The sequence below is a fragment of the Azospirillum sp. HJ39 genome (assembly GCF_041507355.1).
GTDB classification, from domain to species: Bacteria; Pseudomonadota; Alphaproteobacteria; order Azospirillales; family Azospirillaceae; genus Azospirillum; species Azospirillum thiophilum.
Window position 1 is genome coordinate 314,269 of record NZ_CP167913.1, and the last position, 18,130, is coordinate 332,398.

General features: G+C 70.5%; 16 protein-coding genes. 12 read left to right on the forward strand and 4 right to left on the reverse strand.

What is annotated here, in order from left to right; all coding sequences use genetic code 11:
• Window positions 1-2: 2 nt before the first annotated feature.
• A complete protein-coding gene (locus ABMY26_RS32845) occupies window positions 3-2,159 on the reverse strand; it encodes a TonB-dependent siderophore receptor (RefSeq protein WP_372400384.1) in 2,157 nt (718 codons plus the stop codon).
• A 366-nt stretch (window positions 2,160-2,525) separates the two neighbouring features.
• On the opposite strand from ABMY26_RS32845, the gene ABMY26_RS32850 reads away from it, so the two are divergent.
• From ABMY26_RS32850 to ABMY26_RS32875, 6 genes are all read left to right on the forward strand, one after another.
• Window positions 2,526-3,377, forward strand: coding sequence for an ABC transporter ATP-binding protein (locus ABMY26_RS32850; protein WP_372400386.1), 852 nt, complete (start codon window positions 2,526-2,528; stop codon window positions 3,375-3,377).
• On the forward strand, window positions 3,374-4,402 hold the full coding sequence (locus ABMY26_RS32855) for a FecCD family ABC transporter permease (protein WP_372400388.1): 1,029 nt from the start codon (window positions 3,374-3,376) through the stop codon (window positions 4,400-4,402). The genes ABMY26_RS32850 and ABMY26_RS32855 overlap by 4 nt, the downstream gene beginning before the upstream one ends.
• The gene (locus ABMY26_RS32860; RefSeq protein ID WP_372400389.1) at window positions 4,399-5,448 is read left to right on the forward strand and encodes a FecCD family ABC transporter permease; all 1,050 of its coding nucleotides are present in this window, start codon (window positions 4,399-4,401) and stop codon (window positions 5,446-5,448) included. The genes ABMY26_RS32855 and ABMY26_RS32860 overlap by 4 nt, the downstream gene beginning before the upstream one ends.
• Window positions 5,448-6,395 (forward strand): ABC transporter substrate-binding protein, encoded by a 948-nt coding sequence (locus tag ABMY26_RS32865; protein WP_372400390.1) that lies wholly within the window; start codon window positions 5,448-5,450, stop codon window positions 6,393-6,395. Before ABMY26_RS32860 ends, ABMY26_RS32865 begins: the two co-directional genes overlap by 1 nt.
• Window positions 6,396-6,502: 107 nt before the next feature.
• A complete protein-coding gene (locus ABMY26_RS32870; protein WP_372400391.1) occupies window positions 6,503-7,390 on the forward strand; it encodes a MurR/RpiR family transcriptional regulator in 888 nt (295 codons plus the stop codon).
• Between the two features lie 194 nt (window positions 7,391-7,584).
• A complete protein-coding gene (locus ABMY26_RS32875; protein ID WP_372400393.1) occupies window positions 7,585-8,151 on the forward strand; it encodes a carbonic anhydrase in 567 nt (188 codons plus the stop codon).
• Window positions 8,152-8,172: 21 nt separating this feature from the next.
• Here ABMY26_RS32875 and nadC read toward each other — a convergent pair whose 3' ends face one another.
• The 3 genes from nadC to nadA all read right to left on the reverse strand — a co-directional run bounded on the left by nadC (window position 8,173) and on the right by nadA (window position 11,849).
• A complete protein-coding gene (gene nadC, locus ABMY26_RS32880) occupies window positions 8,173-9,006 on the reverse strand; it encodes a carboxylating nicotinate-nucleotide diphosphorylase (RefSeq protein WP_372400394.1) in 834 nt (277 codons plus the stop codon).
• Window positions 8,991-10,661, reverse strand: coding sequence for an L-aspartate oxidase (locus ABMY26_RS32885; protein WP_372400395.1), 1,671 nt, complete (start codon window positions 10,659-10,661; stop codon window positions 8,991-8,993). Before ABMY26_RS32885 ends, nadC begins: the two co-directional genes overlap by 16 nt.
• Before the next feature lie 177 nt (window positions 10,662-10,838).
• Window positions 10,839-11,849 carry a quinolinate synthase NadA gene (gene nadA / locus ABMY26_RS32890; RefSeq protein WP_372400396.1) on the reverse strand — a complete coding sequence of 337 codons (1,011 nt, stop codon included), beginning with the start codon at window positions 11,847-11,849 and terminating at the stop codon, window positions 10,839-10,841.
• A gap of 153 nt (window positions 11,850-12,002) precedes the next feature.
• Between nadA and ABMY26_RS32895 the strand changes: the two genes are divergently transcribed.
• The 6 genes from ABMY26_RS32895 (at window position 12,003) to ABMY26_RS32920 (ending at window position 18,039) form a co-directional block, all read left to right on the forward strand.
• Entirely contained in the window at window positions 12,003-12,179 is a 177-nt protein-coding gene (locus tag ABMY26_RS32895) for a hypothetical protein (RefSeq protein WP_372400398.1), read from the forward strand.
• A 222-nt stretch (window positions 12,180-12,401) separates the two neighbouring features.
• Entirely contained in the window at window positions 12,402-13,034 is a 633-nt protein-coding gene (locus ABMY26_RS32900; protein WP_372400399.1) for a molecular chaperone, read from the forward strand.
• On the forward strand, window positions 13,031-13,240 hold the full coding sequence (locus ABMY26_RS32905; protein ID WP_045583624.1) for a hypothetical protein: 210 nt from the start codon (window positions 13,031-13,033) through the stop codon (window positions 13,238-13,240). Before ABMY26_RS32900 ends, ABMY26_RS32905 begins: the two co-directional genes overlap by 4 nt.
• A 19-nt stretch (window positions 13,241-13,259) precedes the next feature.
• Window positions 13,260-16,202, forward strand: a complete 2,943-nt coding sequence (locus ABMY26_RS32910; protein ID WP_372400401.1) for a formate dehydrogenase subunit alpha — start codon at window positions 13,260-13,262, stop codon at window positions 16,200-16,202.
• Between the two features lie 22 nt (window positions 16,203-16,224).
• Window positions 16,225-16,863, forward strand: a complete 639-nt coding sequence (gene fdh3B / locus ABMY26_RS32915) for a formate dehydrogenase FDH3 subunit beta (protein WP_372400402.1) — start codon at window positions 16,225-16,227, stop codon at window positions 16,861-16,863.
• Between the two features lie 165 nt (window positions 16,864-17,028).
• The gene (locus ABMY26_RS32920) at window positions 17,029-18,039 is read left to right on the forward strand and encodes a formate dehydrogenase subunit gamma (RefSeq protein ID WP_372400403.1); all 1,011 of its coding nucleotides are present in this window, start codon (window positions 17,029-17,031) and stop codon (window positions 18,037-18,039) included.
• Window positions 18,040-18,130: the final 91 nt, after the last annotated feature.

Genomic DNA, 18,130 nt, shown 5'->3' on the forward strand with positions numbered 1-18,130 from the left:
GGTCAGAACGCGACGCTGACCCTCAGGCTGGCGTTGAAGGGGTCGCCGATGGCGATGCCATAGGCGGAGTTGCCGATCGAGGAGGTGTAGTAGGTCTTGTCGAACAGGTTGTTCAGGTTCAGCTGCACGGTGACCGGGCGGGCGGTGTCGAAGGTGTAGGCGGCGAAGGCATCGACGACGCCGTAGCCTGGCAGGTCGTAGCTGTTGGCGTTGTCGCCCGCCCGCGCGCCGACCAGACGCACGCCGCCGCCGAAGCGCAGGCCGCCCCCGCTCCCGAACAGCGCGCCATGGTCGTAGGCGAGATAGACGGCCGCCGTGTGCCGCGCCACGTTCGCCAGCTGCTTGCCGGCGTAATCGGGATCGTCCAGCACCTTGGCGTCGGTGAAGCCGTAGCTGCCGATCAGCTGCAGCCGTTCGGTGAGCTGGCCGGCCAGATCCAGCTCCACCCCGCGCGAGCGCACCAGCCCGGCGGTGCGGTAGACGGTGGTGCCGTTCACCGTCTCGGCATAGGCGACGTTCTTCTTGCGGGCGGTGTAGAGCGCCAGCGTGCCGGTGATCCCCTGTGCCACCTCGAACTTGGCACCCAGCTCGTGCGAGGTTCCGGTCTCCGGCGGCAGGCTGCCATAGGCGCTGGTGATCGAGCTGTTGGGGCGGAAGCTGCGCGCGGTGTTGGCGTAGAATGACAGGGCCGGCGTCGCGGTCCAGACGAGGCCCAGATTGGGCAGCCAGACATGGCCGTCGGTGTCGGTGTTCACCACCGCCCCCCGCCCGGCGCGGATGTCGTAGCCCTGGTACCGCATGCCGGCCACCAGGATCCAGTCCTTGGCCAGATGGATGCGGTCCTGCAGGTAGAGGGAGGCGGTTTCGATGCGCTCATGCTCGTCGGTCCCGGCGACCGGCACATAGGCACAGGGCGCCATGCGGCCATAGACCGGGTTGTACATGTTGAAACTGCTGTTGGTCCGGCAATTCTGCAGCGCGGTCCGGTCGGTTGCCTCGTGGTCGTAGGACAGGCCGAACAGCAGTTCCTGCGTCATCCCGGCGAACCGCGTGTCGCCCATCAGCTCCAGCCGCGCGGCGTGCGCCTGCACCTCGTAATCGTCGCGGACGTCGGCGCGGCGGGTGACGGCGCCGGTGGTGCTGTCGAAGCCGAGAACCCGGACCTGATCGGCGCGGAAATCGTCGGCGCTCCACGCATAGCCGGCGGACAGCTTCCAGCCATTGCCGAGCCGGTGATCCACCAGGAGCTTGGCGAGGTCGGAGGCGCCGTCGGTCCGGCCGAACTCCTCGTCCAGCCGCGTCCGGCGATCGATGGCGGCGAAACGGCCCGTCCGGGTGTCGTAGACGGTGCCGCGATCGTAGGGAACCTCGTAGTCCTGATGCAGGTAGGAAAGGGTGACGTCGGTCGTTTCCCCCGTCCACCGCAGCGAGGGGGCCACGGTCCAGCCCTTGCGCGTGCCGAAATTGCGCCAGTAGTCGCCGTTCTCGCCCTCGGCGATGAAGCGCCAGGACAGGCCGGTTCCATCGACCGGGCCGGTGGCGTCGATCCCCGCCTTGGCGCCGGTGCGCCCGGCGCCATAGGCGTCGAAGCGGGTGTAGGCGGTCCCGCCGAAGCGGCTCTCCGGCTTCTTCGTGGTCAGGTTGATCATTCCGCCGGGGTCGAGCACGCCGTACAGCGTCGAGGCCGGACCCTTCAGCACATCGACGCTGGACACGGTGGCGTTGAAGGAGTGCGGCAGGACCGTCTTCAGCCCGTCGGTCAGGATGGACCCGTCGCGGCTGAATCCGAAGCCGCGGCGGATCACGGCATCCTCCTTGCCGGCGACGGTGTTGGTCTGCGTCACGCCGCTGACGGTGGCCAGCGCGTCGTCGATGCTGTCGGCCTCGCGATCCCGCAATGCCTGTCCGGTGACGGTGGTCACCGCCTGCGGCACCTCCATCACCGGCACCTCCAGCCGGGTGGCGGTGGTGCCGACCGGCGCGGCGTAGGTCGTGCCGTCCCGGCCCTCCAGCAGGATGGGGGCAAGGAGGATGGGCTTCGGACCCTTGTCCTCCGCCGTCTGGGCGAGGGCGGGTGCGTTCGACAGGGGCAGCGCGCAGGCGGCGAGGGTGAGAAGCCGGGCGGAAGCGAAGGGGCGGAGGCGGGTCCTGGTCGTCATGTCGGATTCCATAGGCGTGATGCTGGGGGGCACGATGCCGGGGGCAGGGTGCCGGAGGCATGTGCCGGAGGTTTGGGGTTGCCGGGCCTGAAATGCGCTGCGCATGCAATTCATTCTCATTCTTGCTCGACTGTCACGCCGTAGTAGTCAAGAATGCGCCGCCGCCGACGGCCGGCGAACCGGCTCCGTTTCCAGGCGATTCCCCGCCGGATCGGGCCGAAACGGCCCTGCCGGGGGCGGTTTTCCGCCCCGCAGCCGCGTCCCGGAGGCGGCGATGCGGCATCCGGAATTTTTTTGCGGCCGGAAAGGCTTGACTACTACAGGCGGAAATCCTGCTAAGGCGGGATGCTGTCGGGACAGGTGCCAATGACGAGAGACGACACCCCGCGACCCCCGATCCCACCCCTTGCGGTTCCCCCCCTCGCAGTCGAGGGGCTGGCCGTGGGCCATGACGGGCGCCGGGTGCTGGAGCGGGCCGATTTCCAGATCGAGGCCGGGCGCTTCACCGTGCTGCTGGGACCGAACGGGTCGGGGAAATCCACGCTGCTGGCGGCGATGGCGCGGCTGTTGCCGCCGATGGCCGGGTCGGTTCTGCTGGACGGCGCCGACATCGCCCGGCTGCCGACCCGCGCGGTCTCGCGCAAGCTCGGCCTGCTGCCCCAACAACCGCTGGTGCCGGAGGGGCTGAGCGTCTTCGATCTGGTTTCGCGCGGGCGCTTTCCGCACCAGGGCCTGTTCCGGCAATGGAGCGCGGCGGACGAGGCGGCGGTCGGCCGGGCGATGGCGGTGACCGGCGTCGCCGATCTGGCGGCGCGCGGGGTGGACAGCCTGTCGGGCGGGCAGCGCCAACGGGTGTGGATCGCCATGGTCCTGGCCCAGGAAACCTCCGTCATCCTGCTGGACGAGCCGACCACCTTCCTCGACATGCGCCACCAGATCGACATCCTGGCGATGCTGGCAACGCTGGTGCGCGACCATGGCCGCACCATCGTCTGCGTGCTGCACGACCTGAACCTCGCCTTGCAGCATGCCGACCGCTTCCTCTTCCTGAAGGGCGGCGGCATCCGCCACCGGCTGGACCATCCCGCCGCCTGCACGGCGGCGATCGTCGGCGACGTGTTCGACATGCCGGTCGCCGGCCTGAGCCATCCGGAAACCGGCTTGCCGGTGTTCGTGCCGATATCCGCCCCGACCTCCATGCCGGTGGCGTGTCGATGACGGCCGTCACGACGCCGATCCCCGTGAAGGCGGCCCGCCGCAGCCCGTGGCCGCTGCTGCCCCTGGCGCTGGCCGCCGCGCTGGCGCTGGCGGCGGTCCATCTGCTGGGCGGGCCGAAGCCGATGGCACCGGCGACGCTGGTCGATCTGCTGACCGCCTACAACCCGCGCAACATCGATCACCGGATGCTGGCGATGCTGCGCCTGCCCCGCCTGCTGGCGGTGATGCTGGCCGGGGCGGGGTTGGGGGCGGCGGGCTATCTGCTGCAATCGGTGCTGCGCAACCGGTTGGGAGAGCCGCACATCCTGGGGCTGAACGCCGGCGCCTCGCTGACCATGGTGGCGCTGACCGCCTTTCCGGCGCTGGCGGTCGGGCCGTCCCTGCGGCCGCTCGTCGCCAGCCTGGGGGCGGGGGCGCTGTTCGCGCTGGTTCTCGGCTTCGCGTCCGCCGGGCGGCAGGGGCTGCGGCCGGTGACGCTGATCTTCTGCGGCATCGCCTTCACCGCGCTCGCCAACGCCCTGACCTCCGTCATCCTGATCCTCGACGAGGGCACGCTGGAGGAGTTGCGCTTCTGGCTGATCGGCGACGGTGCCGGGGCGCGGATGGCGCATGTGGCGGCGGCGGCACCGGTCGCGGCGGCGGGCTTCGCGCTGGCGCTGCTGATCGCGCCCGGCCTCGCGGCGTTGAGCCTGGGCGACGCGCTGGCGCGGGGGCTCGGGGTGTCGGCGACGGGGCTGCGGGTCGGGGCGCTGTGCGCCGCCGCGCTGATGTGCGGGGCGGCGGTGTCGCTGGTGGGTCCGATGGGCTTCGTCGGGCTGGTCGCCCCGGTGCTGTGGCCGGGGCTGCACAACCGCCCGTCCGCCGCCGCGCTGATCGTGGTGGCGCTGACCGGGGCCGCGCTGCTGACCGCCGCCGACCTCGCCGCCACCGGCCTTCTGCGGCCACGGGAGCTGCCGACCGGCGCCCTGACCGGGCTGGTCGGCGCGCCGGTGTTCCTGTGGATCTTCGCGAGGGCGGCGAAATGAGCCGCGCACATCCCCCGGTCCTGGTCTGGCGGGCAGGGGCGCTGTCGGTTCGGCTGCCCGTCCGTCCGGCGCTGGCGGCGGCGGGCCTCTCCCTGGCGCTGGCGCTTTTGGCCTTCTGGGCGCTGGGGCGGGGCAGCGAGCCGATCCCGGCCCGCGAGATCCTCGGCTATCTCGGGCTGGGCGACGCGGTGCCGGACGAGGGCCGCCGTCTGGTCCTGTCTGCCTTCCGCGCGCCGCGCGTCTGGCTCGCCATGCTGTGCGGGGCGATGCTGGCGCTGGCTGGGGCGACGATGCAGGCGCTGACGCGCAACGGATTGGCCGATCCCGGCCTGATGGGCGTGCGCGAGGGGGCCGCACTGTGCGTCGTGACCCTGCTGCTGCTTCTGCCCGGCACGCCGCTGTGGTGGCGGCCGGTGGCCGGGCTGTGCGGCGGGCTGGCGGTGGGGGCGCTGGTGCTGCTGCTGGCGCGGGCGGGATCGGGGCTGCGGCTGGTGCTGGTGGGGATCGGCGTGTCGTGGTGCCTGTCGGCGGTGCTGGCGATCCTGCTGGCGGCGGCGGAGACCCGCAACCTCCAGGCCGCGATGCTCTGGCTTGCCGGCAACATCCAGGCCGCCGACTGGCCGATGGTGCGGCTGGCGGCGCTGCTGACGGCGGCCGGCGGCGGTCTGCTGCTGCTGTCGAGCCCCGGCGCCGAGGCGCGGCTGCTGGGCGATTCCCTGGCCGTCAGCCTGGGCACGCGCCTGCGCGCGGTCACGGTGGCGCAGTTCCTGGTGGCGCTGTTCCTGGTCGCGGGGGCGGTGTCGGTCGCCGGGGGGCTGGGCTTCGTCGGGCTGATCGCCCCCCATCTGGCGCGCGCGCTGCCCGCCGGATCGCCCCGCGCCCGGCTGATCGGCACCGGGCTGATCGGCGCCATGCTGGTGCTGCTGGCCGACACCATCGGGCGCAGCGCCTTCGCCCCGGTCGAGCTGCCGACCGGGGTCGTCCTGGCCGCTGTCGGCGCGCCGACGCTGATCCTTCTTCTCTGGACCCGCAGGAACCAGCTGTGATGCCGATCCGCCTTCTCCTGTCCCTGCTGCTCTGCCTGCCAACGTTCGCGCTGGCGCTGGCGCAGGAAACGCGCAGCTTCACCGACGACCTCGGCCGCAAGGTGGAGGTGCCCGCCCAGCCCAAACGCATCGTGTCGGTCTACGACATCGACGTGACCATTCCGCTGATCGAGCTGGGCGTGCTCCCGGTGGGCAGCCATGGCCGCATCGGTCCCGACGGCCGGCCGGAACTGCGGTCGAGCGACCTGCTGACCGGCGTCGATTTCGACACTGGCGGCATCGTCTTCATCGGCGCCACCACCGTGGATCTCGAAGCGGTCGTCCGCCTGAAGCCCGACCTGATCGTCACCGAGATTTCGCGCCCAACCCCGGTGGAGCAGCTGGCGAAGATTGCGCCGACCGTCGCGCTGGACAACCGCAAGGGCGCCCCCCACCTCTACCGCCAGCTGGCCGACCTGGTCCACGCCCAGCGGCGGCTGGCTTTTCTCGAACGCCGCTACCGCGCGCAGATCGAGCGGCTGCGGGCGGAGGTGGACACCGGCGCCATCACGGTTTCGGTCCTGCAGCCGATGCGCGGCAAGCTCAGCGTCTATCACAGCTACCGCGCCCTGGGCCGGGTGCTGCGCGATGCGGGCTTCCGCTTTCCCGCCCTGATCGACGGAATTCCCGAGAACGACCGGATCGAGGTCGGGCCCGAACGGCTGCCGGAACTGGATGCGGACATCATCTTCGACCCCTACCGTTCCGACCAGGGCAAGGGGGCGGCGGAGGAGATCGCCCTGATGAACGAGGTGCTTCCAGGATTCTGCGATCTGCTGAAGGCTTGCCGGGAGGGGCGCTACGTCATGATCCCGCGCGAGGAGGCGATCTCCAACTCCTACGCGGCGCTCAGCCTGATGGTGGTGGCGGTGCAGTCGAACCTGACCCGGCGGCCGGCGGCGGAATGACGGCTGGCGAAAGATGGCGGCCGGAGGCCGTGCGATTGAAGCGGTTCCTGCTCTGGGATAGACAGGACTGAGAGTTCCAGGGGGAGTTCCAGGGGGGATTTGCCGCCATGTCTCAGGTCGCGCCGCGTCAGAAGCGGGTGAAGGACCTCTACACCGAGCGTTTCAATCAGCGCCGGCACCGGTTGTCGCCCGGCCTTCTCGCGGTCGCCACCTACATCGATGCGCACCGCCACGCCGTGCTGGGCCTCTCGGCGCTGGAAATCGGGTTCGAGACCGGCACGTCTGACGCCACGGTGATCCGCGCCATCCAGGCGCTCGGCTTCAGCGGGTTGCGCGACCTCAAGGACACGCTCGACGGCTGGCTGGGCGAGACGGACTCGCCGGTCGAGAAGATGGCCCTGACCGCGCGGGAACTGGGCGGCGACTGCGACGCCGCCATCGATTTCGTGATCGACAGCCAGCGCCGCACGGCCGAGGCGCTGGCCGAACCGGAGAACCGCCGCGCCATGGCCGCCGCCGTCAGGCTGCTGGCCGGGGCGGACGGTGTCTGCGTCTTCGGCATCGGCGCGTCGGGCATCATCGCGCATTACGCGGCGCGGCTGTTCTCCCGCTCGGGCCTGCCCGGCCTCGCGCTCAACGCCACCGGCATCGCGCTCGGCGAACAGCTGTTGGGCATGCGGGCGGGGCAGGTCCTGCTGATGCTGCTGCACGGGCGCGCGCACCGCGAGGCGACGGCGACGCTGGCCGAGGCGCAGCGTCTCGGCCTGCCCGTCGTCATGATCCTCGGCCGCGCGGATTCGCCGCTGCGCGCCCACGCGGCGGCCAGCATCCTCCTGCCGCGGGTGAAGTCCGAGCATGTCGCCCTGCACGCGCCGGGCCTCGTGACCATCGAGGCGATGCACCTCGCGCTGTCCGCCGCGACGCCGGAGCGGACGGTCGGCACGCTCGACCGGCTCGTCACGCTGTATGGCGAGATCCGCCCGCATTCCCGGTGAGCGGGATCGTGCCCCCTGGATGCGGGATCGCGGGGTGCGCAGCCGCACCGCCGGCACCGTGCGGGAGATGCCCTGCCGCCGGATTTTCCGACAGATAGAATTGGACGAAGCCTCCATATTGAAATCTTCATCATTTTCCCGCCAGCATCGCGCGTGAAACCCCGGAAGGCTTCGGGGTGCGTGGGGAGGCGACGATGGATCATCCGACCGGTCATCACCATGGCTGCTGCCAGGGCGGACACAATGGCGAGCACAGCTCGCGCCGCGGGTTCCTGAAGCTGGCGACGCTGGGCGCCGGGGTGACGCTGATGGCGCCGCTGACGATGAGCCGCCCGGCGCTGGCCGGCAGCGTCGACACGCTGCTGCTGTCCTGCATGGACTACCGCCTGATGGGGCATGTCGCCGGCTACATGAACGCCCGCAACATGCAGGCGAACTACGACCATGTCATCCTGGCCGGCGCCAGCCTGGGCGCCCTGACCGACAAGAAGCCGGCCTGGGGCGAGGCCTTCTGGGACCATGTCGCGGTCGCCAAGGACCTGCACCACATCAAGCGGGTGATCGTCATGGACCACCGGGACTGCGGCGCCTACAAGGTCTTCCTGGGCATGGACCTGTCGCCCGACCCCGCCAAGGAGGCCGAGGTGCACGGCCAATACCTGACCAGGCTGAAGGCGATGGTCAAGGAACGCCATCCCGACCTGGAGGTCGAACTGCTGCTGATGGGCCTGGACGGCCAGGTCGAGAAGGTGGCGGCGTAGCGCGCCCCCTCTCTCCCGGCCTCACATGTCCAGCCCCAGATCCAGGTTCGGGGCGCTGTGGGTCAGCCAGCCGCAGGAGATCATGTCGACGCCGGTCTCGGCGATGGCGCGGACGCCGGCCAGGGTGACGTTGCCCGACGCCTCGGTCAGCAGCCGGCCGTCCACCCTGCGCACCGCCCGGCGCAGGGTGTCCGGGTCCATGTTGTCGAGCAGCACGACGTCGACCGGCAGGCCGAGCAGCTCGTCGAGCTGGTCCAGCGTGTCGACCTCCACCTCCACCTTCACCATGTGGCCGATGGCGGCGCGGACGCGCTCCACCGCCGGACGCACGCCGCCGGCCACCGCGATGTGGTTGTCCTTGATCAGCACCGCGTCATCCAGCCCGAAGCGGTGGTTGAAGCCGCCGCCGAGCTTCACCGCATGCTTCTCCAGCACGCGCAGGCCGGGGGTGGTCTTGCGGGTGCAGACGATGCGGGCCTTCGTGCCGTCCACCTCGCGCACCAGCGCGCGGGTGGCGGTGGCGATGCCGGACAGCCGGCCCATCAGGTTCAGTGCCGTGCGCTCCGCCGTCAGCAGGGCGCGGGCGCTGCCGGTCAGGGTGGCGATGGTGCCGCCCGCAGTGACGTCGGTGCCGTCGGCGCGCTCCACCGTCACCGCCATGGCGGGATCGAGCAGGCGGAAGGCGATCAGGGCCGCATCCAGCCCTGCGACGCGGCCGTCCCTGCGGGCGGCGATGCGGGCGGTCGCCACCGCGTCGGCCGGAACGATGCTGTCGGTGGTGATGTCGCCGGCCCGGCCCAGATCCTCCGCCAGGGCGGCGCGGACGATGGGCTCGACGGTCAGAGGATGCAGCATGCGGCGTCTCCGGGCAGGGGGCCGGCGGCGCCGGCCAGATCGGTCAGGGTGAGGGTGCGGCGTTCGCTGCGCCCATGGGCGGGGTTATGGGCCGGATTGGGCAGGGGATGGTCGCTGCGGCTGTGGGCGCCGCGGCTCTCCTCCCGCGCCAGGGCGGCATGGACCACCAGACGACCGACCAGCAGCCGGTTGCGCGCCTCGCCCCAATGGCGGACGATTTCGGGCGGGGCCTGGGGGTCGTTTTCGCTATCGCCGTCCTCGCAACGGAGCATGTCCAGCGCCGCCGCCAGCCGGTCGAGCTTGCGCCGGGCGGCCAGCAGCCCCAGCCCGTTGCGGACCAGACCGGCCCCGTCATAGAGCGCCGTCCGCGCCTCCGCCCCGATGGCGTCGAGCAGGGCATGGCCGACGTCGGCGGCGACCGCCGGCGGGCGGGGCAGGGCGAAGGGCGGCAGCGGTGCCAGCGGCCGCTCCGCCACGTCGCGGGCGACGCGGGCGCCGAACACCAGCGCCTCCAGCAGGGAATTGCTTGCCAGCCGGTTGGCGCCGTGGACGCCGGTGCAGGCGACCTCGCCGCAGGCCCACAGCCCCTCCAGGCTGGTCCGTCCGTCGGCGTCGGTGACCACGCCGCCCATATGGTAGTGGGCGGCCGGCGCCACCGGCATCGGTTCGGCGAAAGGGTCGAGCCCATGCTCGGCGCACAGCGCCAGGACGGTGGGGAAGCCGCCGGGCTTGGCGGCCAGCGCCGGACGCAGGTCGAGGAACACCGGCTCCACCGCTGCGACGCGCCGGCCGATGGCGCGGGCCACCACGTCGCGCGGCGCCAGCTCCGCCAGCGGATGTTCGTCCGGCATGAAACGGTGGCCGGTGCGGTCGAGCAGCAGGGCGCCTGCTCCGCGCAACGCCTCGGTCAGCAGCGGCACCGGGTCGGAATCGACCGCCAGCGCCGTGGGGTGGAACTGCACGAACTCCAGGTCGGCGAGAGTGGCGCCGGCCCGCGCGGCGATGGCGAGGCCGTCGCCGGTGGCTTCCGCCGGGTTGGTGGTGCGGGCGAAGGCGGCGCCGATGCCGCCGGTCGCCAGGATCACGCGCGGCGCCCGGTGCAGCACCCAGCCCTGCCCATGGCAGGCCAGCAGGCCGCAGACCCGCCCGTTGCGGATGGCGAGGTCGACGGCGAAGGCGTCGGTCTCCACCCGGACCGACGGGGTGGCGCGCAGCCGCTCCGCCAGTGCGGTGACCAGGGTGCGGCCGGTGGCGTCGCCGCCGGCATGGACGATGCGCGCGGCACCGTGGGCGGCCTCGCGTCCCAACAGCGGCGAGCCGTCGGCGGCGCGGTCGAAGGGCAACCCGTCGTCCAGCAGCCGGCGCACCAGGGCGGCGCCGTCGCGGGTCAGCAGCGCCGCCATCGCGGCATCGACCAGCCCGGCCCCGGCGGCGATCGTGTCGGCGGCATGGTCCTCCGGCCGGTCGCCCGGGCCGACGGCGGCGGCGATGCCGCCCTGGGCGTGCAGGCTGGAGCCGCCGGGGAGACCGGCGGTCTTGGTGAGGAGGGTGACCGCGCGCGGTGCCAGTTGCAGCGCCGCCGTCATCCCGGCGAGGCCGGACCCGACGACGATCACCTCGGCATCCCGGACATCGTAAGGCGTGCTGGAGGTCATGGATGGACTCCTGGGGCTCCCTCTCCCGTCCCGGGAGAGGGAAGGGGCCCGCGAAGCGGGAAGGGTGAGGGGTGAGGCAAGGATCGGAAATCCATGTTTGGATTGCCCCTCACCCTCCCCGCGCCATTGGCGCGGGTCCCCTCCCTCTCCCGGGGCGGGAGAGGGCGTTTCAGAGGCTCACTTCGGCTTGACCGCCAGCATGCGCTCGACGGAGCGGCGGGCGCGGGCGGCGAGCGCGTCCGGGATCTCGACGCGCGGCTCCAGGGTCTGGAGGGACTCCAGGATGCCGGACAGCGTCACCGTCTTCATGTGCGGGCACAGGTTGCAGGGGCGCACGAACTCGGTGTCCGGCGAGGCGGCGGCGACGTTGTCGCTCATCGAGCATTCGGTGACCATCAGCACCCGCGGCGGCTTCTCGTTGCCGACGAAGTCGATCATGCGGGCGGTTGAGCCGACGAAATCGGCGGCCTCCAGCACATCGGGCGGGCATTCGGGATGGGCGATCACCGTCAGCCGGTCGAAGCGGCGGCGGAACTCACCGATCTCCGCGCCGGTGAAGCGCTCGTGCACCTCGCAATGGCCCTTCCAGGCGATGATCTCCACCTTGGTCTGGGTCGCGACGTATTTCGCCAGATACTCGTCGGGCAGGAAGATCACCCGGTCGACGCCCAGCGATTCCACCACCTCCACCGCGTTGCCAGAGGTGCAGCAGATGTCGACCTCCGCCTTCACCTCGGCGGAGGTGTTGACGTAGGCGACCACCGGCACGCCGGGATGGGCCTCGCGCAGAAGCCGCACGTCGGCGGCGGTGATGCTGTCGGCCAGCGAGCAGCCGGCGTTGCGGCTGGGGATCAGCACCGTCTTGGCCGGGTTCAGCAGCTTTGCCGTCTCCGCCATGAAATGCACGCCGGCCAGCACGATCACGTCGGCGTCGGTCTGGGTCGCCTTGGCGGCCAGCGCCAGGCTGTCGCCGACGATGTCGGCCACGCCGTGGAAGATCTCCGGCGTCTGGTAGTTGTGGGCGAGGATGACGGCGTTGCGGTCCCGCTTCAGCTCGTTGATCGCGTGGACGAGCGGGGCGTGGAAGGGCCACTCGATGGCGGGCACGACGCGCTTCATCCGGTCGTAGATCGGCGCGGTCGCCGCGGCGACGGCGGGGGTGTAGGCGAGTTCGGCGACCTCGGGCATCCTGGCGCTCCGATCAATGCTCGTTGTGAGCAAAACCATATGTACTCTTTTAGAGCATATCAAGCGGAAAAACGGTCGATGGAAACAATCGGTCTCCTGCAGCGTTGTGCCCGGCATGACGGCCGCCCGGAGAGCCGTGATGGGAGAGCCCCGATGAAAGCCTTTCTCGCCGCCCTGTGCGCCATCGCCGTGCTGGCCGTCGGCGCGCGGGTCGCCTTGCCCACCCTTTTCGCCCGCAGCGCCGACGAAACCTTCGCCTCCGGCGGCGCCCGGGTGGGGGAGGAGGCGTCGGTCGAACACCGCAACTTCTCCGGCCGGCCGCAGCACTAGGGGCCGCAGCACTCGGGACGGACGGCGGGCCTCTGTACCGGCTGCCGGGCGTCGGCCGTCGGCGCAAAGGAATTAGCACGCCCGGACGACCTCGACCGGGTGCGGCAACTTCTGTTCGTGTGCGGCGTTGTTCCAAGTCCAGCATCTCAAGTCCGGCCAGCCTCATCCCAGGCCGGTCATGGCTTCCATGCCGTCTCAAGGACGCAGGCTTGCGGGAGTGCGATGACGATCCATGATCCGGAAACCGGTGCGGATGGCGCCCGCGCCGACGTCTACCGGCTGTTGGCGCTGACCCTGGCGGCCCCGCCGTCCGCCTCCCTGCTTGCCCTGCTGGGCGGCCTGTCGGGCGACGCCACCCCGCTCGGGCAGGCGTTCGACGAGCTCGCCTCCCGCGCACGGGACGGCGACCCGCAGCTCGTCCGGGCGCGGGCGGAGCGCGAATTCAACGCGCTGTTCATCGGCGTCGTCCAGGGCGAGCTGGTCCCCTACGCCTCCTATTACCGCACCGGCTTCCTCACCGACCGGCCGCTGGCGGCGCTCCGCGCCGACCTCCAGGCGTTGGGGCTGGAACGGGCGCCCGGCGTGTCGGAGCCGGAAGACCACATCGCCGCGCTGTGCGACGTCATGGCCGTGCTGATCCGCGAGGGCGCCGACCCGGCGGTGCAGAGCCACATGCTGGACAGCCATCTGGCGCCATGGGCCGGCCGTTTCTTCCAGGATCTGGAACGGGCGGAGTCCGCCGATTTCTACCGCCCGGTCGGCACCGTCGGCCGCCTGTTCCTGCAGATCGAAGCCGAGATCGGGCAGGAGGCGTCCGCCCAACCGAACCGCATGCTGGAGGGAACCGACGCATGACGAGCCAGCCCGAGCCTCCCCGCACCCCGCTTCAGCGCCGCGACATCCTGAAGACGCTGGGGCTGGGCGCAGCCGGCGCCGCCGCGGCCACCATGCTGCCGGCCGGCGACGCGGCACAGGCCGCGGAAACGCCGCAGGAGCAGGTGAAGACCCGCTACCGCGAAACCGAACACGTCAAGCGCTTCTACGCGCTGAACCGCCTGTAGGGCGGCCGGGAGGGTGTCCATGCTGGTCAAACGGTCCCCCAATGCCACTGGCAAAGGCTCTGGCAACGCCTCTGCCAGGGCTTCCACCGCCCGCTCCGGTCTGGCCGGGGCGCTGGCCGACAGCCTGGAGCCGGGCGTCAGCCGCCGCGCCTTCCTGCGCCGCTCCGGGATCGCCGCAGGGGGCATCGCTGCCGTCGGCGCGCTGCCCGGCGCGATGATCCGCAAGGCGGAGGCCGGGCCGATCCTGCCCAATGTCGAGCTGGTGACCCGCAAGAACGTCTGCACCCATTGCTCGGTCGGCTGCACCGTGATCGCCGAGGTGCAGAACGGCGTCTGGGTCGGGCAGGAACCAGGCTGGGAAAGCCCGATCAACCAGGGCACCCACTGCGCCAAGGGCGCCTCGGTGCGCGAACTGACCAAGGGCACCCGCCGGGTCAAATACCCGCTCAAGCTGGTGGATGGCGTCTGGCAGCGCATCGGCTGGGACCGGGCGATCGAGGAGATCGGCGACCGGCTGCTGGAAATCCGCAAGGCGTCCGGCCCCGACGCGGTGTTCTGGCTCGGCTCGGCCAAATTCTCCAACGAGGGCGCCTATCTCTACCGCAAGCTGGCGGCCTTCTGGGGGACCAACAACGTCGACCATCAGGCGCGCATCTGCCATTCCACCACGGTCGCCGGCGTGGCGAACACGTGGGGCTATGGCGCCATGACCAACAGCTACAACGACATCCAGAACTCCAAGGCGCTGGTGATCGTCGGCGGCAACCCGGCCGAGGCGCACCCGGTGTCGATGCAGCACATGCTGCGCGGCAAGGAGCACAACCGCGCCCCCTTCATCGTCATCGACCCGCGCTTCACCCGCACCGCGGCCCACGCCACCGAATATGTCCGCATCCGCCCCGGCACCGACATCCCCATCGCCTGGGGCCTGCTGTGGCACATCTTCGAGAATGGCTGGGAGGACAAGGAGTATATCCGCCAGCGCGTCTACGGCATGGACGAGATCCGCGCCGAGGTGAAGAAATGGACGCCCGAGGAGGTGGAGCGGGTGACCGGCGTTCCCGGGACCCAGCTGCGCCGCGTGGCGGAGGTGCTGGCGAAGAACAAGCCCAGCACGGTGATCTGGTGCATGGGCGTCACCCAGCACACCGTCGGCACCGCCAACGTCCGGGCGCTGTCGATCCTGCAGCTGGCGCTGGGCAACATCGGCGTGGCCGGCGGCGGCGCCAACATCTACCGCGGCCACTGCAACGTGCAGGGCGCCACCGACTTCGGCCTCGACGTCACCACGCTGCCCGCCTATTACGGGCTGGCCGAAGGCGCCTGGAAGCATTTCGCCCGGGTCTGGGACGTCGAGTACGATTATCTCAAGAGCCGCTTCGCCTCCAAGGATCTGATGGAGGCCAAGGGCATCCCGACCACGCGCTGGTTCGACGCCGTGCTGGCCAAGCCCGGCGAGATCGATCAGCCGAGCCCCCTGCGCGCCATGATGTGCTTCGGCCATGGCGGCAACACCGTCACCCGCATGCCGGAGATGCTGAAGGGGCTGGAGAAGCTGAGCCTGCTGGTCGTCGCCGACCCGCACCCGACCACCTTCGCCGCGATCAGGGAACGGCGCAACGGCACCTACATCCTGCCGGCCTGCACCCAGTTCGAGACCGACGGGTCGCGCACCTGCTCCAACCGCTCGATGCAGTGGGGCGAGAGGGTGGTGGAGCCGATCTTCGAATCGAAGGACGACTACACCATCATCTATCTGCTGGCCCGCAAGCTGGGCTTCGCCGACGAGATGTTCAAGCACATCACGGTGGAGGAGACCCGGCCGGTGCCGGAGGACATCCTGCGCGAGATGAACCGCGGCTGCCTGTCCATCGGCGCCACCGGCCAGTCGCCGGAACGGCTGAAGATGCACATGAAGCATCAGGCCGATTTCGACAAGATCACCATGCGGGCATCCGCCGGCCCCTGCGCCGGCGACTATTACGGCCTGCCCTGGCCGAGCTGGGGCCATCCGGAGCTGAAGCATCCGGGATCCGCCGTGCTCTACGACACCTCCAAGCATGTCATGGACGGCGGCGGCGTCTTCCGCGCCCGCTTCGGGGTGGAGCGCAACGGCGTCTCGCTGCTGGCCGACGGCTCCTATTCCAAGGGGTCGGAGATCGAGGACGGCTATCCCGAATTCACCATGGCGGTGCTGAGGAAGCTGGGCTGGGACACGGATCTGACGCCGGAGGAGATGCGCGTCATCCGGGCCATCGGCGGCAGCGACGCGGAGATGGACAATGTCAGCTGGCAGACCGACCTGTCGATGGGCATCATCCGGGTGGCGCTGAAGCATGGCTGCGTGCCGCACGGCAACGCCAAGGCGCGCGCCGTCGCCTGGAACCTGCCCGACCCGGTGCCGGTCCACCGCGAGCCGATCTATTCCCCGCGCCCCGACCTGGTGAAGGCCTTCCCGGCCATCGAGGACCGCCGCGACTTCCGGCTGGTCCAGCTCGCCCGCTCGCTGCAGTTCAAGGTGGCGGACAGCGACCTGCGCCAGCGCTTCCCCATGGTGCTGACCTCCGGCCGGCTGGTCGAGTATGAGGGCGGCGGCGAGGAAACCCGGTCCAACCCGTGGCTCGCCGAGCTGCAGCAGTCGATGTTCGCCGAGATCAACAGCAAGGACGCCGAGCGGCTGGGCATCGAGGACGGAGCCTGGATCTGGGTTTACGGGCCGGAGGACGGCGGCAAGGCCAAGGTCAAGGCGCTGGTGACCGACCGGGTGGGCAGCGGCACGGTGTTCATGCCCTTCCACTTCTCGGGAGTCTGGCAGGGCGAGTCCCTGCGCGGCAACTACCCGCCCGACACCGACCCCATCGTGCTGGGCGAGCCGGTGAACGGGGTGACGACCTACGGCTACGACCCCGTCACCTTCATGCAGGAAACCAAGGTCACCCTCTGCCGGGTCGAACCGGCATGACGTGCAGGAGCTGAGGAAAGCAATGGCCCGGATGAAGTTCCTGTGCGACGCCGAACGCTGCATCGAATGCAACGCCTGCGTCACCGCCTGCAAGAACGAGCATGAGGTGCCCTGGGGCATCAACCGCCGCCGGCTGGTCACGCTGAACGACGGCAAGCCGGGCGAGCGGTCGATCTCGATGGCCTGCATGCACTGCAACGACCCGCCCTGCGCCGCGGTCTGCCCGGTGGACTGCTTCCTGCAGACCGAGGATGGGGTCGTGCTGCACAGCAAGGACCTGTGCATCGGCTGCGGCTATTGCTTCTACGCCTGTCCGTTCGGAGCGCCGCAGTACCCGCGCACCACCGATTTCGGCAGCCGCGGCAAGATGGACAAATGCACCTTCTGCGCCGGCGGTCCCGAGCCCGACGGCAGCGTCGAGGAGTACCGGAAATACGGAGCCAACCGGCTGGCCGAAGGCAAGCTGCCGCTGTGCGCCGAGATGTGCTCGACCCGCGCGCTGATGGCCGGCGACGGTGCGGTGCTGGCCGACATCTACCGGGAACGGTCGCTGCGCCGCGGCTACGGCTCCGGCGCGCCGGGCTGGTTCACCGCCTACGGCCGCAACGACCAGGGCCAGCCCTTCGCTCCCGGCGTGCCGGGCGGCAGGGGAGGGGCGTGAGCGTCGCGCTGGTTGCCCCCTCCCCATCCCTCCCCCGCTCCGCGGGAGAGGGGGCAGGAGCTTTGCAAGAGTGCGGCGGCAGTTCCCTCTCCCTCGAAGAGGGGGAGGGTTAGGGAAGGGGCAACCGGCGCTTCTTCCTAAAGAGTGACGATACGGGAGACCACCATGCGCGCCCTCCAAGCCCTGCTGCTGATCGTCCTGCTGGCCGCGCCGACCGTCGTGCAGGCGCAGCTCACCCAGTCCCCCGGCCCCAACTCGCCCACCACGAAGGAGCAGGTGCCGCTCTACGTCCCGCAGACCGACAAGCTGGTCGGCCGCGTCAGCATCCCGGACGAGAAGCTGGGGGTGCTGGTCCAGCCGCAGGGGCGGGAGTGGCGGGAATTCCGAACCCGGACGCTGCAACTGACCATCGGCGGCTTCGCCATCGGCATGACGGCGATCCTGGCGGCGTTCTTCCTCTATCGCGGCACCATCCGCATCCATGGCGGCAAGGCGGGGCGGCTGGTGCTGCGCTTCAACGGGCTGGACCGCTTCGCCCATTGGACGACGGCGGTCAGCTTCCTGGCGATGGCGCTGACCGGCGCGATCCTCACTTTCGGGCGGCCGCTGCTGATCCCGCTGATCGGCCATCCGGCCTTCACCGCGCTGGCCGAGACGTCGAAGTCGATCCACAACTATGTCAGCGTGCCCTTCATCGTCGGGCTGGCGATGATCATGGCGCTCTGGCTGCGCGACAACCTCCCCGAAAAGTCGGACTGGCTGTGGATCAAGTCCGCCGGAGGCCTCTTCACCAAGGCCGGCGGCAAGCATCCGGAGGCCGGGCGCTTCAACGCCGGGCAGAAGGGGGTGTTCTGGGGCATCGTGCTGGGCGGCCTCGGCATGACGGCCACCGGCTGGCTGATGATGGTGCCCTTCGCCGTCACCGGGATCGGCGGCATGCAGATCCTGCATGTGATCCACGGGCTGCTGGCGGCGGTGCTGATCGCGGTGGTGATCGGGCACATCTACATCGGCACCATCGGCATGGAGGGCGCCTTCGACGCCATGGGCCGCGGCGAGGTCGACGAGGCCTGGGCGATCGAGCATCACCGCCGCTGGTATGAGGAGCAGCTGCGCAAGGGCTATGTCGAGGGCCGGCCGGGCGGGCACGCAGGCGACCGGCAGCCGGCGGAATGAGCAGCCTTATCCGATGGCGTGCGAACAATCACGCTGTCTGACCGTCGCCTTCCTCCGCCGTCTCCTTCCATAGTACAATTTACCCCCTCCC